This is a genomic window from Streptomyces sp. NPDC050610, assembly GCF_040654875.1.
In the GTDB taxonomy this organism is placed as follows: domain Bacteria; phylum Actinomycetota; class Actinomycetes; order Streptomycetales; family Streptomycetaceae; genus Streptomyces.
Genome location: NZ_JBFAIV010000015.1, coordinates 1 through 22,458, shown reverse-complemented (window position 1 = coordinate 22,458; position 22,458 = coordinate 1). Strand labels below are relative to the sequence as shown.

The following is a 22,458-nucleotide window of genomic DNA, read 5'->3' as shown; positions in this document are numbered from 1 at the left end:
CCAGCGCTTTCCGAAGTCTCGGCGCCTTCGCAACACCGGGGGCACGGGGTGTAGCGGCAGGCCGTCGTCGGCGGAGCCGGAGGACCACCGAATGCCCGGAGTCACATTGCCCTACGGGGCTCGTCAATCGAGTCGCGGCGACGCCGACGGCTGATCGGCAGCATCTTCGTGTTCCGCCTCATCTACCCGTCCGTACGGACCGGCATAGGGGCCTCTGAGCGTGATCTGTGTCTGCACCGGTTCAGGACGGGTTCTCTCCTCGGCCTGCTGCTGCCCGGAAAAATCCGTTCGTCGCTTGACCTCGCGACGTAGCCCAACCTCACGGTGGCTGGCTGCCTGCGCGGTCGTCCGGGCGCTCTTTGCTTCGGTCCGCAGGGTACCGGCGAGGTTGTTGTCCTTACCGTGAGCGCGCCGCAGTAGCTCGGGCATGCCCTCCTTCAGAAAGACAACTTCGGCCAACACCTGGTCATGTTCCTCGGCCGGGCCTGCGTCACCAATGAGTTCCTGGAGGCGCTCACGAAGTGCGGCGAGTTCCTGGTCGTCCTCGGCGTTCTGCTGACGCAAAACGTTGCGCTCGGCTTCGGCCTGTGTACGGTCTTCGCTCCGCAGGACGGGGCGTCCGAAGCGGCCGACAGCTTCGAGTCGCTTGTCGAGGTCGTGGAGGCGTGCTTCCGTGTGACGCTGCTCGTTCGATCCGCTCGTGACGGCCGCGGTGACAGTCCGGAGTTCGGTGATGGCTTCGGCCCGGCTGGTCAGGTCCTGGTAACGGTGCTGAAGGGCAAGGGCATTTGGCCCGCTACCCGCTGCTGCCTGCTGTTCGGCATGGTCGGCCTTCGCCTCGGCGGTCTCCGCCGCGCGTTGGGTGGCGCGGGTGGCGGCGGCAGCTTGCCGGACAGCGTGGCGCAAGGCGCTGTTGCCAAGGTGCGCGTACGGCGCGGTTCCCTCTATGGGCATGGTGTCGGTCGCCTCCGCGGTGGGCGGGTATGTGGCGGCCGTGCGCTGTCGTTCAACCGTCGGTGCCGTGGCATCCGAGCTTCCCTCCGTATCGGGTTCGGCGTGCCCTGGTGCCCGGGGGGCGGGCAGGTCGGCGACGATGTCGCGCAGGTGCGTGGGGACGGCGTTGTCAGGAAGTTCGGTGAGGATCATCCGTTCCTCGGTTCCGGTCGCGACTTCGCGGATGAGGCCCGCAACAGCGCGGTCGAGCTGTTCTTCTTCGCTTGCGGGCTCTCCGTGGCGTGCGCGGTCGGCGTCGGCCTCGTAGAGGGACAGGGGGAGGAAGAGGTGCGAGTGTTGCTTGTCGCGGCTCAACATCGTGTAGAGCGCGTTGGCCTGCGCGCCGGGGCCGTACACCAGAGCCTCCTGCACGCTCAGGCCCTGTGATTTGTGCCCGGTGATGGCGTAACCCAGGGACAGCCCGCCCTGCGCGATGTAGTCGGTATCGACCCATTCGGCTACGTCGCGGTGGCCGTCCTCGGTCTTGTCCCGCCACTCCACCAGAACGCGGCGTTCCTCGTCCACGGCACGGACGATGCCGCGGAACCCGTTCAGCACGTCTTCGTTCTCGCCGGTTCGCTTGGCCCGGTAGTCGTTGGTCCGCAGGAGGACCTGGTCTCCGACGGACAGCACGAGTTCGCGACCGCCGGGGAGGGCGTAGGTGTGCTCCGGGCCGGTCAGGTCGCCGCTTGCCTTTCGCAGTGCTCGGGCGCCCAGGTTGAGTTCTTCGACGGTTTCGTTGGTGGCTGCGAGCATGAGGAGTTGCTGTACGGCGGTGTGGTCGTCGGTGTGTGCGGCGCGTTTGTCCGCCCAGACGGTGAGCATCGCGGCGAGCGTCTCGTCCTTGTCGGCAAGAGCGTGCACGCGGCCGGTGCCGGCGAAGGCCCGCAGGGCTTCCATGCGGTTGTCGTCGCGCCAGAGCCCCAGAGCTCGGCGTTCGATGGCGTCCTTCTGCCGGAAGTTCTCGGTCAGTTGCAGTCCGCCGACGATGTGGTGGATGGCGGCGAAGCTGCCGCCGACGCCGGGCGAGTGCAACTGCTTCGGGTCGCCGATGCCGATGATCTTTGTGCCGGTCTTCGCGGCGTGCGCGAAGAGTTCGGAGACGTCGCGGTCGTCGCACATCGCGGCCTCGTCCACGACCAGGACGTCTACTCCGGTCAGGCCCGTGCCGCCGGACCGGATGCCGGTCAGCCAGGATGCGAGGGTACGAGAGCTGATGCCTGCTTCTGCCTTGAGGTTGGCGGCAGCGACGGCCGCTGTACTCGCTCCCGCGATGACGAGGCCCTGCGCCTCCCATGCTTGCCGTGCGGCGTTCATGATCGTGGTCTTGCCCGCGCCCGCGACGCCGATCACCGCATCGACACCGTGCCCGGCTGTGAGAAGCCGCTCCAGCACGGCGCACTGTTCGTCGGAGAACGCGAAGCCCTGCTGGGCTTCGACGGCGGACAGGGTCATCGCGACCGTGTCATTGCTGACGACGGCAGCCTCTTCGTTGAGGCGCCGGGTGGTTTCGGAGACGATCAACGTCTCGGCGGCGACGAGGTCCGCGGTCGTGTACCGGTCGGCGTGGCTGTAGTGCTGGGGGCCCTTGGGATTGAGCTGCACGGCGTATCCGGCGTGGCGGAGTATGGAGTTGGTGAGCTGCTCCGCCTCGTCGGCATCGCCGATGCCGTACGGAAGGGCGTCGAGTACGGCCGCGATAGCGGCGGCGTGGGTGAACTCCTTGGAGTGGCTGGTGAGCCCGCTCTTCGGGTCGAAGACAGTGCGGCACAGCTCGTCCAGACCCGGGTTCGGGTCCTGGGCGTCGCTGTGGATGGTGTCGTTGGTGATCGCTTCGGGATCGTCGCCGGCGGCGCGGCCTTCGGCCTGCCAGTACCCGCGCAAGACGTCGTCGGCGACGCCTGCGGCCTCGCCGTTCTTGGCGGCCTTGGAGGCGGCGGACGCCGCGGTGCGCTCGCGCAGGGTGGCGTTGTCGTAGTCGAGTCCCAGCTTGGTGAGCAGCTCGCGTACCTGACTGTCGCGCTTGCTGAACAGCTTGATGGTGGCCTTGGGGATGGCCGCGATCTCCCATGCGCCGGTGCGTTCCTCGCGGCGGAAGCGGATGCCGTAGCGGTCGGTGAGTTCGCGGCGGACGCGGGCGTTCATCAGGGACTGTGTCGCGCGAGCGTGGCGGTGCAGGTCACGTCCACCCGCGGCCACGGTGGACCACTGTCCGTCGGTGCCCTTGACCATGTTGGCAAGCGTGAAGTGCAGGTGGAAGTGCGGGTCACCGTAGGGGGCATTGCCGACCGGCCGGGCCGCGCGGTGGATCATCATCCATCCGGCGAATCCGCTCGTACCGACCGTGCGGGCTTCCTCACCGTCGCCGTGCCGGCCGCGCATCGCGTAGGCGGTCCACCCCTGCAAGGCGTCGATCGACTCGCGGCCTGCGGAGGTGAAGATCTCTTCTACCTCGGCGGCGATCTTCTCGGGCGCGTAGGCGCCGAACACGGAGTACGTCTTGGGCAGGTCAAGGGTGACGTCGGCCCCTCGGTTGCCGACCTCTACGCGGCCTTCCCGCATGGCGGCCTTGATCTCCTCGGTGTCCCAGACCTGGGCAGGGTCGAGCCCCGCGGCCTTGGCCATGGCGACGGCTTCGCGGACGGCCATCGGAAGGTCGCGCAGGCGTCGGCCGCCTTCGCCGTGGAGCTGAAGGTAGCGCCGCTTCGTGGAGGCAGTGGCGAACAGGTCTGCGGGCTGTTGGCCAGTTCGGGCAGCCCGTGTTTCGACGGCCTTCAGAAGATCGCGGGCGTCCAGCCGCCCGCCCGCCTCGGCTGCTAGCGCTTTCTCCACTGCCTCTTCGCCGTACAGTTCGGCGGCTTCGATGCCGACGCCGTTCGCGAGGTTCAGCAGGGTGGAGGCCGGTACGCCGTGGGACTCACCGAACCTGGTGAGCTGATTCTCCATACGCCGGAAGGCGTCCTTCTTCCGCTTGGAGTCGAGCAGTGCTCCCGGCTTCACACCGCGCTCGGCGGCGGCCCGGCGGATCGCTCTGGCCAGGGGCGCGGCAGGCAGCTTGGCGGCGGGCGCGATGGCCAACTTCGGCTCTACGAGCGTTCGGCCGGTGCGGGGGTCTTCGCCGCGCATGAGGCGGCGCGCTGCCTGAAACTGCCCGGGGGCGAGCGTGCCGCCAGCGGTGATGTCGAACTCTGCGAGGCCGTTGCCGATCCACATCAACGGCCTCTCGGAGGCGTCGAGATGGTAGTCCACCTGGCCATCGGCGTTCCGCGCGGGGAGGAGGCTCTCGTCGTACAGCACGCTGGCGTCGACTCCGGCCGCTGCCGCGATCTCCACCGCGTCGAACCCTGTGAAGCGGGCCGTGCCGTTGTCGCGTCGCAGCTGCGAGCGGACACGGTAGAAGGCGCGCTTGACTTCCTGCGAACCGAGGAGAGAGGAGACAGAGGTTCCGGCTTCCTCGGCTTTGGCCTCGATCGCTGCGACGAGCGGAGCGGCGTCCACAGTGGTGGCCTTCCCGCAGCCGTGGCCCCCGGTAAGGCGGTACTCGACCTGCCCGTCAGACGGGCCGATCATCGTCACCCACCCCATCGGCCCGCTCACCCCCGTTCAAATCTGACCAGTTTCGGTCATCTTGGCCAATTGTATCGTCGCGTAGCGACGATACCTTGGTCCTCAAAATTCAATATCAATATAGAAATGAGCAGAATATTCCTACTTCTGGCAAGTGGTGGGAATGAGGATCTGGGTGGTGAGACGACTTCGCTCGGGGAACTGTTACCTGGGGCGGTTGGAAGTCGTCTGTCGTCCGCTGCGAGAACGTCAGCGGGTTCTGCCATAAGTCGCGTCAGGGGGCAGGGCGCTGTCACCTCACGAGCGGCCGCCGCCCCTCATCCGCTCGCCACCGCGCCGTCGACTCCGGCGCTCGCAGCCGCTTCTTCACCGTGCCGAGGGCCTCCGGCCTCGCCCTTCCGGCCGGGCCCTGACCGATCGCACGCGGTAGTTCAGCGGTTTCGTCGCCGCCGGTTCAAGGCGCTGTCAGAACCCGTCTTCGAACTGTTGTTGATCTCCTGCAGGCGCTGCGGTGGAGGACTCCGTGCACACCGGGCCCTGCGGTTCGGCAGGCGGCCGGGCCGTGGAGGGTACGGCTTCCTCGGCAGGGACGTCGGCAGGCGTGGCGTAGGCGGGTACCGCGCGGTGCGGGGGTGTGCCGGGCCGAAGCCAGGGCGGGTTTTGCCGTACGGCTCCAGACGGCGCTCCGGGCCGGAGTGTGTGGAAGGATCCGGAGCGCACCCGCCCGTGACGAAAGTATCCGCGCCGGTCCCCGGACCTGCTCACGGTCCGGCGCAGCCGCCGTTCCCCGCGCGGCCGGACCGGCGCCTGGGCTTGGCTCCCGGGTCACCTGGACCCTGTGCCGTCGGCAAGCCGCCGCACTCTTCCACAGGTTGTCCCGCTATGCCGGGGCGTCCGCTTCCCACAGGAGTCTCCTGTGTCCGACACCACCGTTCGACCGAATCGATTACGTTCCCCGCGCAGCCGCGCCTTACGGCGCGTCCTGGCGCTGTTCGGCGGGCTGCTGCTGGCCCTGTCCGGGCTCGTGGGCCTTGCCCCGGGGGCTACGGCCCGCCCTTCCGCGGTGGAGCTCACGCTGTCCGGGCCCACCGACTCGGCCGACCCGGTGCAGGCTGGAACGAGCTACACGTACGACTACACGCTGTCCGCGGACAATGACGTCTTCTTCGTGGAGACGTCCCTGACCCTGTCCGGAGCTTCGGCGACCATCACCGCCGCCACATCCGACATGGGCCCGTGCACCTTCACCGCGACAACCGCCTCCTGCACTGGCGACATCTTCCTCCCGGACAGCAGGTCCGTCGCGGTGACGGTCACGCCCAACACCGCGGGCACCGTGACCGCCGATGTATTCGCCACCGGCTCCGACACGAACGACGTCAACGGCTCACAGTCGACCACGATCGAGAGCAGTGGTCCCGCCTGCACCATCACCGGCACCAGCGGGGATGACACCCTGAACGGCACCAACGGCGACGACGTGATCTGCGGCCTGGGCGGCAACGACACCATCACCGCTGGCAACGGCAACGACACCGTCTCCCCGGGCCCGGGCAACGACACCGCCAGCGGCGGCAACGGCAACGACACCCTTATCGACCACGCCGGCACCGACGCCCTCAGCGGCAACAACGGTGACGACAGCATCGACGTCCAGGACACCATCGCTGGAGACACCGCCGACGGCGGCAACGGTGTCGACACCTGCACCACCGACCCCGGCGACACCACCATCAGCTGCTAAACCCAGAGCGGCCCCTGCACGAAACACCACGGCAACAGCGCCCCGTCCCGGCCAGCCGGGGCGGGGCGCCCTTGATCCAGTGCTCCGGGCAAGCAGGCATCTGAGCAGTACGGAGGCCGTGATGACCCCATCGTTGAACCGGCGAGGTGGGAGGTTGGCGGCGCCCGTCCTTCACGCAGCCCGGACAACCGCTGACGGCCGCGGCGCAGCGGCGTTGGGCTGGACAGCGGGTCGAACGAGACGGTGCCATCGGTGCCGATCTGGCAGACGTGCCGGACTCCGGGGTGCACGAGCGCGCCATACAGGACCTCATGCTCCTGCGCGCGGCGGGCCGGGGCCGCGTCGACGCCTTGGCCTAGGGCTGACTCCTCGATCCGCACCGGCGAATGAAGGCCGTACCCGAGAGGGCCACACCCTCTCATGTATGGCCCCCACGTGCGGCTTCTACTTCATCGGCCAGTCGCCGAATGGCACGGGCGGCAGGCTGGCAGCCTCCCGCGCGGCCTCGTCGGTACCGCACACGGTGCAGATGAAGACCTCACGATCCACCGTGAGTCGCGAACGCGCGGGTCGGCCACCGAGCGGGCCGCCGCAGCGCGGACAGCAGGTCTGGGCCACGGCTTACTCCTCGGGGTGCTCGCGGGCGGACTTGAGGATCAGGTTCCAGGTCGGGCGAGAATAGGTCTTCTCCGTTTGCTTCTGAAGTTCGGGGATCAGTTCGGCGTTCTTCGCCCCGGGGTTCGCCACGATGGCCTGCCGCGCGAGGGTCAACCGCTCGTCTCCTTGGTAGGGGTAGGCCAGTCCGCGGCGGCCCGCGGGCCGTCCGCCGGCGTGCCCGCGACCTTTCCGGTCCGCGAGGTACTGCCAAAGCCGCCAGCGCTTCCACTTCGGGCGCCGCCGGGTCGGGAGCTCGTCCCAGTCGTCGGGGGCGGGCCAGCCTTCCGGTGGGTTCTTGACGTAGTGGGAGACGGTGGCGGAGTCGGCGAATCCGCAGACCTTTGCCGCTTCGGCTGGGCCCACCATGTCTTCGGGGTCTCCGTCGAGCTTCGGTGGGTTCGTGGTGCTGGCGGCAGCGCGCTGGCGCTGATGCTCGTGGTGCCACTTCGCCCACTGGTCGCTGTCCCAGTGCATGACGCCGTTTTGGGTTTCGGCGACGGGCGGGTGCCCGTTGTTCTCCCGGTCGGTCCAGAGGTTCTGGAGCGTCGGCTCACTAATGTTGTGGACCTTGCGCAGGTCCGCTCGTGAGTAGAGCGTGCGGCCGGTTTTGCGGGGCACGATCGTCTCCTGTTCGGGGTCGCGTTGCTCGGCGGGGTCACTGGAGATCGTCCGGCTCCGGTACCGGCGCCCACGTGCGGCTGCCGGTCGGTTCGAGCCGGGTGAGGGAAGATATGTCAGCCAGAGGGACGGCAGCGGCCCAGTCGGCGTGGTCGCGGTGGCCGGCGGGGAGGTTGAGTACGAGGTGCTGGCCGGTCGGGGGGAAGTCCTCGACGACGACGAAGGTGTCGTTCGGTCCGGCACCGATGCTGTTACCCGCCTTGAGCTGAGCGAAGTCGCCGGGGCGGGGACAGTCGGGGTGGTGGTGGCCTAGCATGGTGTGGTCTTTCTGGTGAGAGACATCGACGGCCAGCGCCTTGTTGCCCTTGTGCGCTGGCCGTCACTTTTTTCGTCTGGAATTCCGTCATCGCGGCGGCGGACGGTGCTGCTGGTCGGGCTGTTGCCTTACCCGATGCCAGCCATCGAATTAAACCACCTTTGTTGCGCTGGGTGGGGCCCGAGGTCGGGAGTCCACGAGTCTCCAGAAGGATCTGCCGGTCTGAGGGTGCACGGCACAGAGCACGGCGTCGTCGGGCGACGGCGGTGGCCCTCGCCCAGGTGGTACTGCGCGCCGGGGCGCGACCTACTCAGAGCTGCCGTCGCCCGACGGCGGGCTCTGGGGGACGGGCGGGAGCGCGCAGCGGTTCCCGGTGCGTCGTCGCCCTCCGCGCCGGGGCGGGACGTTAGAACAGTTCGGCCTGCTCGGCGGGGCTTGCCTGTCGGCTGGGTTTGGGCACCCGGAGTTCGTACCGGGGCCGGCGGCGGTGCGGCGGCTGGTGCGGTTCCATTCGGTGGCGGGACCAGACGACCAGCGGGGCGCCCGCCTCCGCCCATCCGCGGGGGTACCCGGCAGCGATCTGGGCCCACAGGAGTTGATTCCTGGGCAGATCCCATGCTTCCCCGCGGTGCGGCGTGATGGGGAGTGCTCGCCAGCCGGGGAACGCGTGGTCGTGGGCGTCCGCGATCGCGGCGTTGCATGCCGCGTGCCCTGGGCCAGGGGGTACGTCCCCTTCCCAGTCGCAGGCGAGACAGCCTCCGCGGTACTGGTCGTCGTCCTGTCCGTACGTGCGGCGGGTGAGCAGGGTGGGGGTGTGGTGCTCGGGTGGGGTGGGGTCGTGGCCGAAGTCGGAGTAGGCGCCGCCGGGGTGTCCGTGGAGGATGTGCCATGTCTCGCAGGCGTGCACGCCGCGTACGGGGCGGGTGCGGCTGCGCTGGTTGCGTACCTGCCAGTAGTAGGACTGCCGGGTGCGGGCGCCCCGTGGTTCGGGGTATGTGGTCACGGCTGGTCGCTCCAGAGGTCGGTGCGGACGGTGTGCAGGAGCGGTTCGGCGAGGAACTGCTGTTCGTCCGGAGCGCTGGTGAACCGGTGGCCGTAGGCGCGGCGTATAGCTCGGCGGGCGGCGTGGTGGCGGTCGTTGTTGCTGTCGTACGCGGTGCGGGTGAGGACGTCGTATCCGTGCTGGGCGAGAACGCCGGCCACGAGGGCGCGGGTCTGGACTGCGTCGAGCGTCGTCAGGTCGAGCTCGGCGGGGGCGGCGATGAGTACGCGGGTGAGTTCGGATGCGCTGAGCCGGAGTTGCAGGGGGACGCCGACGCGGGCAACGCCGTCCTTGCTGGGTTGTGCGGCACCGCGTCGGCCCGGTGTCCGGGCGGCCGGGGTGGAGTCGTGCTTCGTCTCGTGCATGGTGCTGGGCTTTCTGGTCGTGAACGTCCGGGGGACGGGGCCGGGGACGCTTGGGCGTCCCCGGCGGCAGCCGTCAGAAGAGACAGGTGGCGCGGTCGGCGGCGGCGCGGAGTGCGTGGGCGGTGTCCTCGGCCGTTCGGCCGGGCTCGGCGCTCCATCGGTCGATGACGTCGCGGTGCAGCCGTTTGGCGGCTGCGGGGTCGTCTGCTTCGAGCGGGTGCCCGGTGAGGTGCTCGGCCAGGGTGCGGAGTGCCTCGTCGCGGGCTTGCCAGATGCGATCCCAGTCGTAGGTGCGGCTTCTGCTTCCGCGTCCGTTGCCGGCGGCGACTTCGACGGCGCCGCGCGGCCAGCAGCGCAGGGTGACGATGCGGCCGGGCCGGGCGAAGAGGCCGGGGCCCTGGTGGAGGCCGACGTGCTCGATGTGGTGGGCGGCCCATTCGAGAATTGCGGTGGGGTCGTCGGAGATGACGACGCTCTCGGGGCTGTAGCGGATCGGCATGGTGGTGTCCGTTCGGGAGCGGGCCAGGGGCGGCGCCGTCGCGCCGCCCCCGGAAGCGGCTACTGCTGGTAGGCGGTGATCAGCTGGCGGACTTTGTCCTTGCCGATGCATCCGCCCTCGTGGCGGTGGGCGCTGGGCGGTGCGCCGTTGCGGCCGCGCAGGTGCGACCAGAACTTCGGGCCTTCCCACGGGCACAGGAGGCAGGAGAGGTACCAGTGGTTGTCGGAGCCGGGGAACCCGGTGAGGACGGCCCGCCAGTGGTGGGCCGCGAGGCCCTCAAACGCCGTGATTGCGCTCTTGATGTTGCGGTCCGTCGCGGGCATCCGCGGGTGCAGGAGAGGTACCGGGCCGCACAGCGGCGTGGGCTCCTCGGCACGTGCCTGGTCCAGCGGAATCGCCGTGATGCGGCCGACGGCGTATTCCTCGGCGAGGTAGGCGGCGGCCATATCGATGCCCGCCTGTCCCTTGGGCGGGCGGCGGAGGTTGTGCTCCCCCGCGCTGGAGTCGACGAACCATTCGCGGTGCCAGCGGTGGGCGCGTCCGATGACCTGGTCTTTGCCGATGATCACGGGGTAGCGGCACGCGGTGTCGGGGTCGCCGATGCGGTAGGGCATGGCGGTCTGGAGGGTCTGCGTGGTCATGGTGGTGCCTGTTCTGGTGAGAGAGGGCCCGCCCCGGTGCGCTCGGCCGCCGGGGCGGGCGGGCGTTACGCGGTGGCGGCCGTCGGGCCCGGTCGCATCTCGTCGGCGCTTTTGCGGCCGGTGACCTCGTCGTAGGGGAACCGCCAGGTCCAGTCCGAGTGGGTCATGTCGGCGGCGCGGACGACCTTCTTGCCGATGCCGGTGTGCAGGTGCGGGGTGGTCAGGCTCTTGGCGTTGACCCGCAGGACTTCCCACCACTGCCCGTGCGCCTGGACGTAGTCCCCGCGCCGGAAGTCCGCTTTCGTCCAGACCTTGAAGCCGTTGGCTTCGGCCTCTTTGATCACGTCCTGCCAGTAGCCGATTTCCTCGGTGAGCTCCTGGTGGCGTAGCTCCAGCTCCTGGCAGACGGCGGGATAGCGGCTGTCCTGCGGGGAGCCGTAGGCGGCCTCGTCGTGCTGCCGTCGCTCCACTGCCCGGAGTTCGGCGTTGAGCTTGTCGATCCGGCGCAGAGTGCGGCCGGGGTTCTTGCGGAAGGCTTCGTATCCGGCGGCGGCCTTCTCCCGGTCGGCCCAGTACCCGGCCTTGTCCTGCTCCGCGATGCTGGTCCGCATGGCGTTGTCTATGCGCTCCTGATCGCGGCGGGCACGGCGCTCGGAGTGGTGCCCCACCAAGATGGGCTGGCCCATGGGGATGCCGTCGGCGACCTCGCGCCCGCGCCGCCATGCGGACTCGGACCTCGTGGCGGCGTTGTCCGCGTACTGGCCGAAGCGTTCGGCGCGGCCCTCGGCCCGCTCGACGCGGTCTTGTTCGGCCTCGGCGAAGGTGCGGCGGTCGGTCTCATCGATGGTGACGGAGACCTCGAAGCCTTCGGTGCGAAGGCGGTCGGCGAGCGCTTCCAGCATGGGGCGGGAGGTGCGCTTGTCACGGCTGTAGGGCAGGTACCAGCACCCGAGGGTGCGCGACCACTTGGCGAGCGTGGTGTAGCCGGATGCGTAGTGCCGGGTGCGGAGAACTTCTTTCGAGCCGTCGTTGCGGCTCGTGCCCTCGATGAGGGTTCCTTCGCGGCGGGAGTGTGTGATCTCGATGGTCACTGAACTGTCTTTCCTGGTGAGAGAGTTCGTTCCGGTCGAAGACCGGAGCGTTGCTTGAAGCGGGCCTGCGCCACCCGCGCGGGCCGTGAGGGACGAGCGGCCTGCGGGCCGTCGCGCCCTGCGCGACGGCAGGGGCAGCCGCGCCCCCGCGGGGCGCGTCCGCGGCCCGGTGCCCGTCGGTGGCCGGCGGAGCCGCTTGCGGCGGAGTCGGCCGGCGGCGGTGAACGCACCGGGCCTTGTTGCTGCCGCCCCCGAAGGGGGTGTCCGCTTCCCTTTCGGGGCCGCCGGTCCGGGGGTGTTGCCCTCCCCCGGACCGGCGGGGCGGTGGTCAGCTGCGGTGCATCGTGTGGCGGGCGGCGGGGTCGGCGTCGGTGAGTCCGGTCCGCTCGCGCCATGCCTGGCGCACGGCGGCGCGGAGTGCAACTCCGTCGTCGTAGGCGAACCGGCCCCGGCGCAATCCGCACGCGATGTCGCGGAAAACGTCCTGATGCATCGTGGTCAGCGAGTCGTCAATGGGCGTCAGCTCGTGCGGGAACATCGCCTGAACGGTTTCGCCGGGCTCCGGGGTACCAAGGGTGAAGTACCAGACCACGGACATGGTGGCCTCGTCCGCGAAGTCCGGGCCGCCGAAGGGGCCGACGACGACGCCGGGGCGGGGGTCGAGCTGCTGGCCCTGCTTCCAGGGTCCGGCCAGTACGAGGGTCGCGGTGGGGAAGTCCTGGACGGTGGGGGTCTGGCGGGTGGTGAGCATGTCGTGTCCTGTCTGGTGAGGGGTTCCGCCGGGGGCCGGTCGGCCCCCGGCGGGTGTCGGTCGGGGGTTGCCCTCCCCTTCCGACACAACTAATTAAACCATGTTATTGGGTTCGGGGCAACCAGCCGGAGTAAGTTCGCGGCAGAGCTTGGCGGCGGCGCTGGCGACGGCGCGGCCGGTCTCGATGACCCGTACGGCAGACTCGTGCACCGGGGGCTTCTTACCCCGGGTGATGATCCCCTTAAGCGGGGGGATGACGGCCGGTCCGGGGGCAATCCCAAGAATCAGTGCGGCGACGTGGGCGGCGGAAGCGATCTCCGCCTCACGCTGCCCGAACAGCGGGGCCTCCGCCTCGCTGATGCTCCGGGATGCGGCCTCGTAGAGGTGGAGGCGCACGACACAGACATCCTCCCCCGACGACGCGAGCCCCCCTCCAGGCTCCTGAGCCTGGCGGTCCAGCGCGGCCCGTATCCCCTCGACGGGGAACCGGACAGCGGCGGACGGTTCGTAGGCGTCGCCGTCGGTCTGGCTGATATCGAACACGGGACCGGCCTTGTAGCCGGATACTCGCCGCTCACCACCGTCGGCGGCGTCGCCGACGGCTTCACGCTGCCCACCGTCGGCGATTGCGGTCGTAGCGTCCTGCGCGCTCTCAGACCGGCGCTTGATCGGCGTCCATATACGGATGGAGGTGGAGCCCTTGACCGGGAACCGGCCGACCTTCCGCCAGTCTCCGACGCTGAGCACGCGGGTTGCATGGGGGCACTGGGCAGTAATAGCAATGCTATTGACTGGGCTACGGTCGGACAGGGTCGCGGCCGTGCGCAGGACCGTAGCCCAGAATTCTTCGCTGGCAACCATCGCGCCGTATGCGCGATCCATCACGGTTTCCAGCTCATCACGCATCTTGGCGCTGTAGGCGCGGCGCTCATCTTCGGTCATCTTCGGCTTGCGGGGCATATCACTGTCCTTCTGGTGAGAATGCGATACCGGGGGCCGACTGGCCCTGCGGTGCCGTCCGGGGGTTGCCCTCCCCTTTCGACACGATTAATTAAACCATGTTTTTGGGTGTGGGGCAACTTGGCTGCATGCCCTGACCTGTTCTTTTTTCGCCCCGGTGGCCCGCACTCGCTCCGCCGGGGCTCGGCCACAACGGGGCTGGGCGGGGTTCCCGCCTCGGTCGGACAGCTCCGCCGGACCAGGGTTCCGGGCGCGGGGTCCTGGCTCGCGTAGCGGCTTAGCCTGGACGCCGTGCCCGGGTTCCTGGTACGCCCCTTGGGGTGTTCGGCCGAGGAGGGAACCCCGCCTTCCTCACCCGCACCACGACGGCGCGACAGCCGACTGTCCAGCCCCCTCCCCTCCGAGGAGGACCCGCCGGAGGCACTGAGCCCCTTCCGCCACCGCCGGGGGGGGCGAGTCGTGCCTGTCGTTGACGGCCGGCCGTCCTGCAGGCTCGCGCCCTGGGGGACCGATCGTCGTGTCGGTGCAGTCACTACCGATCGGTGGTCGCTCTGGAGAGGCTTACTGAATCACTGACGCTGGCACCGGATGATCCGAGTCGGGGCTGATCAGGCAGCCGGGGCGCGCCTTCATGCCGCGGACGCTGTGGCTCAGTCCGGATGCGTCTGATGACTGGGGAGCCACAACGCTGAAATCAATTTTCACGCCGCCGGGCGGCCGCAACAGCGACTCCACCAGCCGCAATGAAAACGCCGGCCACGGTCGCGCCGACAGTGACGGGGGCCGTGGCGCTGGGATGCTGCCAACACACGTACGCGCTGCCCGCCGTCAGCATCAGCAGGACCAGGCCGCAGAGCAGCGCTATGAACATGGTGTGCAGAGACATCAGTTGCCTTCCGATCTTTCCGGGGTGTCGGATGGACGTGCGCTCCTCGTGCGGCAGCGCTCTGCCCAACAGAAGTTAGGGGGCGATAGCGCCCGTGCTGCCATCTCAGCGGAGAACTCCGCCTCCGACCGCACCGCTGGGATGAAGTCGGACGCGATCGGCCACCAACAGCCCCTTGTTGGACGGTGTGGGACGTCCAGTACCGTCCAACAATGTCCGATGGCGGCCCACGGACTGGAGCCAGGAGACAGCCGCTGCTTAACCTGTTGATCTGTCCCTCTAGCGCGAAAGGCCCGACGTGCCATCGGAAGCCGACGTTCTACAAGCCTTCGCGTCCGATCTTCGGCGCTTCAAGATCGAATGCGGAGATCCCAGCCTGGTAAAGATCGCGCGTCTTTCAGAGAGGTGGGAGCCCCATCTCTCCAAGTCCACTATCGGCGACGTGATGAACGGCAAGCGGATGCCAGGGCTTGACTCCACCATGTCGCTCATTCGCTCGCTAATCTCTTACGGCGACTCATGCGAACAGGTATCGCGCGATGACGCTCGCCTCAAGGAGTGGCGCACTCGCTGGAATGACACAAAGAACCAACTGGATAAGGTTCGTAGAGCGACCCGTGCACCCCAACCGCCGTCTCCCCCAAGTGGCGCACCACAACCACCTCCCGCATCGACAGGAGCAACATCTTCCGCAGCAACGGCCGAAGATCCCCAGGCCCCTAAACGGCCCGAGGCAACGTTCCGTCCTACTATCAGCGAGCTGCCCGTACAGAGGGTCCAGCGACTCCGGTCCATGCTGACTAAGGCATTCGGCGTAAAGGATTCACAGGGGCGAAAGTGGGCTGATGCAAAATACGGCTGCTTCGCCTTCTTCGACTACGACGGCGACCCTCTCTACGTAGGTTCGGCAAGCGAGAGACTTCGCACGCGCATTCAGCGGCACCTAATTTCCCAGCGCACAGATGCGGTTGCCTGGGGCATCCTCGATGTACAAGAGGTCGCGGAGATGGAGCTGTGGCCGCTGTGGGACCTGACCGAGACGCAAAGGAAACTTGCGATGGAACCGCTGAGCAGGGCGGAAAGAGAAGTGTACCTCCAAGCCGTGGAAGGAAGTCGTTTCGGCGCGCTCCTGAACGAAAGAGTCCCTGCCAGAACAGAGCACACTATTCTCCCTTCATCCAGGAGATTCACGCTCGTAGACGAGCAAACCCGGTCCGATCAGGGGCACGCCGACGTCCGCATCGCCCGCCGGGCAGCGACTGTTGCCCGTCTTTCCTCGCTCTTTATGGACCGTGGCATAGTGACGGAAGGGGCTCGCCGCGCAATGATCCTCCAGTCGGCTCGCCTGACACATCTGGCAGCCACCCAATTGGCCTACGTGGAGGGCCGCCCGGCCCCCACCGCGGAACTCATTAACGTCCCCGACCTGATTGGTCGTAACGTCTCTGACCTCTGAAGGCTGAGACACGTCACACAGCTCTGGGTAATGGCCGATCACCGGACTTCTCCGCAAGGCAGGCCGCACGGCCGAGTGCCAGTGTAGAAGGAGAACGATCCGGTCCGGCACGGTCGCGACGGCACCGACCGCCGGCCTCGCCCTGAGCTACTTCCTGGCGCCGGGCACTCTCCTGTTCGGCGTGCTCGGCCGATGTCAAGGTCAGCTCCAGTTCGGCCCGTAGGTCGGCGGCCGTCGCCTCGATGCCGGCGGCCGACTGGGCACGAACGGCGTGGTTGACAGCCTGCCGAGCGCAGTGCAGCAGTGAATTGTTCGGCATGTCGGGGTCGTCGGCGTATTGCTCTGCGAGGTCCGCGTGCCTTTCGGCCTCGACGGCTTCCTTGTGGGCGGCGTGCATGGCCGACTCCAGTCGGGCGGCGACGCCGGGTCGGCAGCGGGCTGCGGCGGTCATGGCGTCGTCGGCGGCGGCAGCAGCGACGATGGCGGCTTGCCTGGCGACCTGGAGGCAGGTCTGCGGGGTTGGTTCTCCTGCCGGACTGGCAGGTTGCTGCGGGTATGCGGCGCATGCGTTCGTGAGCAAGGGGTGTTCCTGACGGTGGTGTGGTTCGGTGGTGCGGTCGGGGTGCGCGTCGCGCCCCGTTCGTGGGATGCCGCCCGCCGTCGCGCGGAGCGCGACGGAGAGTGCTGCCGTGCCCGAAGGGCACGTCCTTGGCCCGGCGTCCGGGCGGGGCGGGAAGGCCGGCTTGCGGCCTGGACGCCCCGGCCGGCCGCGAGCCGGGCCACGCTGAGCCTTCCCTTGGGACGTCCTTTTCCCGTTCCGGTGGGTGCGGCGGGCGCTGCTGCGCCTTGGGAGCTTCCGGCGGCTGGCGTGCGTGGTGGGGGCGGCTCGATGCCGCTCCCACCACGGTCCCGGCGGCCGGGCGGCGGCCCCCGCCCGGCCGGTGCTCTTACGCCGCGATTAGCTCGCGCTCGGCCACGCGGCATCGGGTGAGTACGGTCTGTGCGGTCTCGCCGTAGGTGCTGTGTTCCTTGACCGTGCCGGTCAACTCGACCTCGTCGCCCTTGCTGGGCACGGTGGCGGCGCTGCTGAACCAGACGTAGACGTTCCCGGCGTCGTCCTGGAATTTGACCAGCCTGCGGCGTTGGGCGTGGTAGCCGTAGTAGCGCTCCTCCAGTTCGATCACGGTCGTCACGGTGGCGGCGACGGTGAGCCGTTCCCCTTTGGTGCCCTGCGGCTTTGAGTTCCGGGCGGCCTGCTCGGCGGCGGCCTTCTCCTGGTCCCGGTGCCAACCGGCAATGGCGGATACGAGGGTGGAGAGGTGGCGGGGGGCGACGGTCTCCGCCTTGGCCAGCTGGGCGACCTTGTGACGGTAGTCGGATGTACTGCCGTATCCCTGGATGGCCCATTCCCGAACAGCTGCGGCCGTGTCGGCTGCGCCGGGCTCGGCGTCGATGGCCGCGCGCCATTCCGGCGACGCTCGGCGGTCGAAGAAGTACGCCGAAACCGCGTCGGCGGTCGGAGAGGTGTTCTTCCACTCCTCGGCGCGGCTGTAGAAACGGCCGTCCTGGGCCACGATCGCGGCAGTCACCTGGAGCGCTTTCGCCACCGTGACCCGGAGATCGGCGGGGATTCCGCCTTCGCTGTCGCCGTCCCAATCGGAGTCTTTCAGCTTCCCGAAACGCCACAGTGCCTCAAGACCCTTGATCGGCAGACCGGTGTACGGCTCCACGCACGTGGTGCCCAACTGCCGGTACTCGCCGCTGTCGTGGCGGGCCAAGTAGGTCGCGGTGCGGTGGCGGGCCACTTTGCAGCCGTGGCAAAAGTTCTCGATCAGCCGTTGTCCGCGCGCCTCTGTAGCGAGCTGATCCGGGAGTCCGGGGAAGACGTTGAGAAGCGTCTCCCCCTCCTCGTCGTGGTCCAGACGGGCCACGATCGTCCAGCCGCTGTGGCGCGGTACCTCGCCGAAGATCGTCACGGTGACCATGTGGCGCTTGCCGACAACGCGGCCGTCGTGCGGGTCGGTGTAGTCCGCGAGGAACGGGGCGGAGAATTCGAGTTTGTAGGCGGTGAGTCCGTGGACGGCGGCGCGGGTGTTGGTGGACTCGACAAGCTGCCGGACGTGGCTGGCGGCTGTGGCCGGTATGTCGAAACGCATGGCTGCGCTGTTCATCGTGGGTGCTCCTGCTGGTGAGAGGTGGTGAGCGCCCGACCGGGCGGGTTGCCCTCCGCGTTCGGCCGGACCGGTGCGGGCCGTGTACGGCCCGGTGCCTGGAGGGGGCGTTGCCCTCCCCCTCCAAGCAGTCTTAATTAAACCATGTTTTGAGCTATGGGGTGAACATCGCGGCCAGGGATGTCCAGTGCTGCGCGGTCGCGGAGAAACGCGGCGAACAGGGCGGCGGTGTAGCTGTCAGCGGTGCCGTAGGTGCGGCGGCAGTCAAGGGCTCCGATGCGCTCGCCCCGGTGGCGGACGGGGAACGGCTGCTCTGGGGCGGGGATGGCGAGTGCGTACAGGCCGCGCCGGGTGTCCACTCGCAGCACGACGGCGGCGGCCTCGTGGTCGTAGGCGGCGGACCAGCGGGCGGGGCCGATGCCGAACTCTCTCAGTTCGGCCGCGATCGCGCGGGCCTGCATGATGTCGGCGGTGGTCTCGGGGCCGGGCTCGGCGGGCGCGGGGACGCAACCGCAACCGTGGTCGTCTACGAGGGTCTCGAACGGGGCTGTACGGATCACTGTGAGGCTCCTGGGGGGCCGGGGCGGGCGGCGTTTCCTGCCCGCCCCGGCGTCGTGCGGCTGAGGGGGTCTTAGGCGGCGGCTTCGGGGGCGGCGGGCGACTCGTCGGCGGGTTCCTGGGCGGCGTCGGCCTGCTCGTTGCTGGCTGCCGTGATCGCGGCGCGCTTCTTCTTGTTTGGGTCGTACGGTTCGTCGCCCTTGACGGCCTGTTCGATGGGCGTGAGCGGGTACCCGAGTGCTTCGAGGATCGCGAACCACTGCGCGGTGGGCCTGCGGATTTCCCGGCACATCTGGTCATCGGTGCGCCACGCGACGCGCGTTGCGGACTTCTCGCGTACGGCGGCGACGGCGGCGAACTGAAGTTGGGGGGCTCGGCGGGGGTCCTTGGCGACGTGCTCGGGGAAGTCCCTTCGGCTCTTCGCCTTGTCCCCGGTAAGACCGAGCAAGGTTGCCAGGATGTCCGTCGTGGGTTCCTTGTTCAGGTCGTCGCAGATTCCCCACGTACCCCCAATCAAGGCGGCATTGACGTGACCGATGAGGGCGTTGGTGGTGTCCTTGGGGAGGTTGCGGCGCTTGATCATGTCCGCGATCCACTGGTGACGCCTGGTCACGGCGGCGTCCCATTCGAGGTTCCCTTTTTTGACGGCGGCGCGGGCGGCCTTCTCGGCTTCTTTCCCGACGGTGTCCTTCGTGCTGCTGCCCGTCGGGTTTCCGGGCTCGGCGTGGCCGTACAGGACCGGGGAAGTGCAGTACGGCATCAACCGCTCGTCGTCGTCCCCCTCCAAGACCCAGACCAGCCCCTTGCACTCTGCGTGTTCTTCGGTGCTGATGCGCTTGCCGTCCGGGGTCCTGAGTCGCCATACCGGGGTTGCCCGCTCGGACAGCTCCGCCCTGTCCCGGACCCGCTGACCGGCCTTCGCCAGCTCGGCCCGGTGGGCTTCGGCCTTCGCGCGCTTGTCGCGCTTGGTCCGCTCGATCGCAATCGTCCAGTCCACATCGGTTGAGGCGTCGTCGTCCTCGGCGGCTTCTTCGGCGGCCTCGGTGATGGCGGCGAGTGCTTCGGGGTCGTCGGCGAACTCGGAGAGTGCGGCCATCTGGTCGAACGTCCACGCGTAGTCGGCACTGGCGACGGCATCGTTCAGGGCCTTGTCGCTCCTGACCTTTACGAGAGCCTTGACGTCCTTCTGCCGGACTCCGGCCGCCTTGGCAATACGTCCCACCTGTGCGCCCGCCTCGGCCGCACTGAACATCGCGGCGGTCATCTCCGCACGGCTGAGCGACTTGCGGTGCTGGGCGGTCGTGATCATGTCGAGGAACTGACCGGCCTCGTCCCGGCCGTCGTCCTCCCACTCGTACGGAAGGTGGGTCAGACCGGCCTCCTGCGCCCCGAAGAACCTCCGGTTGCCGTCGTTGACCTGGATCACTCCCCCGCCCAACCGCTGGACCTTGACCGGGATGCGGCACCCTTCGGCGCGCAGCGACTCCACAAACGGCGCGTTGATGTCGAGATCCTCGCGGGCGTTCTTCGGGTGCGGGGTCAGCGCGTCGAGCCGGATGACCGGGCGGTCCGTGAACGGTACGGTCTCCAGCCCTGCGGCGACGGCGGCGGCAAGTCGCTGGAACCCGTCGATCACCTGGGGCACGTCGCCGTGCGTCCGCACGATGTACAGCGGCTCTTGTACGCCGTTGGCGGTGATGTCGGCGAGTAGGTCGGCGGGGGCCTCGACGTCGCGGACGTTGCCGGGGTGCGCGGTGAGTTCGGCTACGGCAAGGGTCTTCCACTGGGCGGGGGCCTGGACGTCGGCCGGGGCCATGGTGTCGCTCATCGTGTTCGTCTTCCCTGGTGAGAGTTCCGCCGGGCCGATCGGCCCGGGGGCGTGCCGGTTGAGGGGTTGCCCTCCCTCTTCCGGCACGTTGAGCACTGCGTGTTTGTCCGGATGTTGATGGCCGGGCCGGGGCGGCGGGCTGCCGCCCCGGCCCGGTGGTCGGTCAGGACGCGAGCGCCCCGGCGGTGGTACCGCCGATGCGGCGGGTACCGCCGATGTCCGCGCGGTTGCCTGCGGCTGCGCCCTCGCCGTAGCCGCTGCCGGTGTACGTGCTGCGCGTCTTCTGGGTCCGTCCGTGTTCGCGCCGGAAGGCGGCTCGCACCTGCGTGTCACGGTCGGCCAGCACAAGGGCACCACTGCGACCGGTGACCGACGTCTCTTCCTCGGCGGCGGTCCGGGCGGCCTTCTCGATCTCTCGGAGTCGCGCTATGACGCGCTCGATGAATCCGAGCTGCCAGGAGTTGCGCCACGCGCGGGCGCTGCGGACGCCGTACGGGACGGGCTGTGCGGCCAGACCTCCGAACATCTGGAGTACGAGCGAGGCGTACAGGACCTCGGCGCGCTGGATGTCGGACTCATACCCGAAGACGTGCAGCACGCGGGTGCCCCCTTCATGTCGCTCGCGGAGGTGGATGGCCTTGCATCCGAGAGCCTCGGCGACGAAGTACATCAGGCGCATGCGGGACATGGACCACGGGTTGGGGAGCTTCACGTATCGGCTGATGATGGCGTCTTCCGACGGCTGCCCGTCGTTCAGCAGAGCCTGTTCAACGCCGTACTTGGCCATCATCTCGAACGCCCGCTTACGGGACAGCTCGGCTTCCGCCTCGGTGGTCGCGGGGTCTTCGGCCTTGGCTAGCAGGGCTCGGATGGTGTCGAGCTTGGGGTGCTTCTTCTCGGTGCTCATAGCGCTGCTCCTGGTGAGAGGTGTTGCCGGGCTGATCGACCCGGCGGGGTGTCGGTCGGGGGTTGCCCTCCCCTTCCGACATGACTAATTAAACCACGTTTTCAGCCCAGGACCAAATCCTGACCTGGGGTTTTCCTCGTACAGTTCGGCGGCCCGGCCTGCGTTCGGGCCTCGGCCCACGGCGGGCCTGCGGCGGGGTTCCCTCCTCGGTCGGACGGCGCTGCCGTGCGTGCCGTGGTGCAGGGGCGTGCAGTGGAGCGCCCGGAAGCCGGGGCTTTCTGAGGTACGAGGAAAGTTCCGGACCCGGACGAACGACTGTGCGCCCCTGCGGCGCGGTGCGCTTTGCTGGGTCGGCCGATCGAGGAGGGAACCCCGCCGCCCTCCACCTCAACCACGACGGCGCGGCGGCCGAACGACTCGCCCCTCCCCCTCCGAGGAGGACCCGCCGGAGGCATTAATGCTCTGACGCCGGCGTGCTCACTCAGGTTCGAGAACTTCCCAGGCCCATGCCTACGGTGCGCGCCATGAGCAGGTATTCCGAGCAACAGCGTGAAGAGATCGAGGAAGCAGTCCAGGGTCTCGTAGGCGAGATGGACGACATCGTGCACCACCAGGTCGCCGACGGCCGTTGGCACCCGTCGTACAAGGAGATCGAAGACCTCACGGACGACGAACTGAAGGAAGCGGCCGGCTACCTGGCCAGGAGGCTGATGAAGGCAGCCGACAAGGTGCTCGTGGCAACCGCAGCGGGCCCGCGGGGTTTCGAAGGAGGAGACCGATGACCACCTCGACGGCCAAGGTCAGTGCTGCTGAGCTGCGGCGCCGTGTGCGCGAGGTCGAGGCGCTCCAGGCGAAGACGCGTGAGCTGGCGGCGGGGAACGTCCTGGCGGCGCGGGAGGCTGCGGTGAAGGCGGCGCTCGCGAAGGAGGAGGCGGACGTCGCGGCGCGCGAGGCGGTGGCCGCGGCCCTGCGGCTGTTCGGCAACGACGCCGAGTTGGTCGCCGAGCTGCTCGGCGTGCCGGCGGAGGAGCTGGAACGGGAGGCGAAGCCTGTTACCGCTGCGCGGGCCAAGGAGGTCATCGAGTCGCTGCGCGCTCGCGCGGAGCGGCCTCGCACGCGTCGCCCGCGTACGGCCCGTGCCGCGGCGACGCGGTCGGCGGCTCCAGCGGCCACCGTCCAGCACGTGGCCGGCGAACCGGGCGGCGGCCAGGTTGATGCCCCGTGAGGACGACCGTGAGCCCGGCCTGTTCCCGCGTTCCGCGGTGGGCAGGTCCGGGCCCGCACCAGCCGAGGAGCTGCCCGAGCAGCTCGCGCTAGACGAGTTATTCCGATGTGATCAGTGGTCGTAGGCGATCAGGGATCGCAGGACCGGCTGGCCGGTCTTGTGGTTGTGCCAGATCGCGGCGGC

At 68.8% G+C, this 22,458-nt stretch carries 20 protein-coding genes; 4 read left to right on the top strand and 16 right to left on the bottom strand.

Annotated elements, in window-relative coordinates:
* Window positions 1-123 precede the first annotated feature (123 nt).
* Window positions 124-4,563, bottom strand: a complete 4,440-nt coding sequence (gene mobF / locus AB0I22_RS19590) for a MobF family relaxase (RefSeq protein WP_363132224.1) — start codon at window positions 4,561-4,563, stop codon at window positions 124-126.
* A gap of 913 nt (window positions 4,564-5,476) precedes the next feature.
* Here mobF and AB0I22_RS19585 point away from each other — a divergent pair.
* A complete protein-coding gene (locus AB0I22_RS19585; protein WP_363132068.1) occupies window positions 5,477-6,304 on the top strand; it encodes a hypothetical protein in 828 nt (275 codons plus the stop codon).
* Between the two features lie 621 nt (window positions 6,305-6,925).
* Here the strand turns inward: AB0I22_RS19585 and AB0I22_RS19580 are convergent.
* The 10 genes from AB0I22_RS19580 to AB0I22_RS19535 form a co-directional block, all read right to left on the bottom strand.
* A complete protein-coding gene (locus AB0I22_RS19580) occupies window positions 6,926-7,579 on the bottom strand; it encodes a hypothetical protein (RefSeq protein WP_363132067.1) in 654 nt (217 codons plus the stop codon).
* A gap of 37 nt (window positions 7,580-7,616) precedes the next feature.
* Window positions 7,617-7,895 (bottom strand): DUF6211 family protein, encoded by a 279-nt coding sequence (locus AB0I22_RS19575; RefSeq protein WP_363132066.1) that lies wholly within the window; start codon window positions 7,893-7,895, stop codon window positions 7,617-7,619.
* A gap of 406 nt (window positions 7,896-8,301) precedes the next feature.
* Window positions 8,302-8,898, bottom strand: coding sequence for a DUF6349 family protein (locus tag AB0I22_RS19570; RefSeq protein WP_363132065.1), 597 nt, complete (start codon window positions 8,896-8,898; stop codon window positions 8,302-8,304).
* Window positions 8,895-9,302: a DUF6181 family protein gene (locus tag AB0I22_RS19565; RefSeq protein WP_363132064.1), complete on the bottom strand. Its 408-nt coding sequence runs from the start codon at window positions 9,300-9,302 to the stop codon at window positions 8,895-8,897. Before AB0I22_RS19565 ends, AB0I22_RS19570 begins: the two co-directional genes overlap by 4 nt.
* Before the next feature lie 73 nt (window positions 9,303-9,375).
* Window positions 9,376-9,801 carry a DUF6197 family protein gene (locus AB0I22_RS19560; RefSeq protein WP_363132063.1) on the bottom strand — a complete coding sequence of 142 codons (426 nt, stop codon included), beginning with the start codon at window positions 9,799-9,801 and terminating at the stop codon, window positions 9,376-9,378.
* A 59-nt stretch (window positions 9,802-9,860) separates the two neighbouring features.
* Window positions 9,861-10,442: a hypothetical protein gene (locus AB0I22_RS19555; protein ID WP_363132062.1), complete on the bottom strand. Its 582-nt coding sequence runs from the start codon at window positions 10,440-10,442 to the stop codon at window positions 9,861-9,863.
* A 65-nt stretch (window positions 10,443-10,507) separates the two neighbouring features.
* On the bottom strand, window positions 10,508-11,533 hold the full coding sequence (locus tag AB0I22_RS19550) for a DUF3560 domain-containing protein (protein ID WP_363132061.1): 1,026 nt from the start codon (window positions 11,531-11,533) through the stop codon (window positions 10,508-10,510).
* Window positions 11,534-11,861: 328 nt separating this feature from the next.
* On the bottom strand, window positions 11,862-12,284 hold the full coding sequence (locus AB0I22_RS19545) for a DUF6409 family protein (RefSeq protein ID WP_363132060.1): 423 nt from the start codon (window positions 12,282-12,284) through the stop codon (window positions 11,862-11,864).
* 93 nt (window positions 12,285-12,377) lie between these two features.
* Window positions 12,378-13,244, bottom strand: coding sequence for a hypothetical protein (locus tag AB0I22_RS19540; protein WP_363132059.1), 867 nt, complete (start codon window positions 13,242-13,244; stop codon window positions 12,378-12,380).
* 694 nt (window positions 13,245-13,938) lie between these two features.
* Window positions 13,939-14,130: a hypothetical protein gene (locus AB0I22_RS19535; protein ID WP_363132058.1), complete on the bottom strand. Its 192-nt coding sequence runs from the start codon at window positions 14,128-14,130 to the stop codon at window positions 13,939-13,941.
* Window positions 14,131-14,923: 793 nt separating this feature from the next.
* On the opposite strand from AB0I22_RS19535, the gene AB0I22_RS19530 reads away from it, so the two are divergent.
* Window positions 14,924-15,586, top strand: a complete 663-nt coding sequence (locus AB0I22_RS19530) for a GIY-YIG nuclease family protein (protein ID WP_363132057.1) — start codon at window positions 14,924-14,926, stop codon at window positions 15,584-15,586.
* Between the two features lie 13 nt (window positions 15,587-15,599).
* Here AB0I22_RS19530 and AB0I22_RS19525 read toward each other — a convergent pair whose 3' ends face one another.
* The 5 genes from AB0I22_RS19525 to AB0I22_RS19505 form a co-directional block, all read right to left on the bottom strand.
* Window positions 15,600-16,166, bottom strand: coding sequence for a hypothetical protein (locus tag AB0I22_RS19525; RefSeq protein WP_363132056.1), 567 nt, complete (start codon window positions 16,164-16,166; stop codon window positions 15,600-15,602).
* A gap of 367 nt (window positions 16,167-16,533) precedes the next feature.
* The gene (locus tag AB0I22_RS19520; protein ID WP_363132055.1) at window positions 16,534-17,757 is read right to left on the bottom strand and encodes a hypothetical protein; all 1,224 of its coding nucleotides are present in this window, start codon (window positions 17,755-17,757) and stop codon (window positions 16,534-16,536) included.
* Window positions 17,758-17,894: 137 nt separating this feature from the next.
* Window positions 17,895-18,317 carry a hypothetical protein gene (locus tag AB0I22_RS19515; RefSeq protein WP_363132054.1) on the bottom strand — a complete coding sequence of 141 codons (423 nt, stop codon included), beginning with the start codon at window positions 18,315-18,317 and terminating at the stop codon, window positions 17,895-17,897.
* A 71-nt stretch (window positions 18,318-18,388) separates the two neighbouring features.
* Window positions 18,389-20,143 carry a ParB N-terminal domain-containing protein gene (locus tag AB0I22_RS19510; RefSeq protein WP_363132053.1) on the bottom strand — a complete coding sequence of 585 codons (1,755 nt, stop codon included), beginning with the start codon at window positions 20,141-20,143 and terminating at the stop codon, window positions 18,389-18,391.
* 163 nt (window positions 20,144-20,306) lie between these two features.
* Window positions 20,307-21,050 carry a DUF2786 domain-containing protein gene (locus tag AB0I22_RS19505; protein WP_363132052.1) on the bottom strand — a complete coding sequence of 248 codons (744 nt, stop codon included), beginning with the start codon at window positions 21,048-21,050 and terminating at the stop codon, window positions 20,307-20,309.
* Window positions 21,051-21,574: 524 nt separating this feature from the next.
* Here AB0I22_RS19505 and AB0I22_RS19500 point away from each other — a divergent pair.
* On the top strand, window positions 21,575-21,832 hold the full coding sequence (locus AB0I22_RS19500; protein ID WP_363132051.1) for a hypothetical protein: 258 nt from the start codon (window positions 21,575-21,577) through the stop codon (window positions 21,830-21,832).
* Window positions 21,829-22,275, top strand: coding sequence for a hypothetical protein (locus AB0I22_RS19495; RefSeq protein ID WP_363132050.1), 447 nt, complete (start codon window positions 21,829-21,831; stop codon window positions 22,273-22,275). The genes AB0I22_RS19500 and AB0I22_RS19495 overlap by 4 nt, the downstream gene beginning before the upstream one ends.
* The last annotated feature ends 183 nt before the right edge of the window (window positions 22,276-22,458 follow it).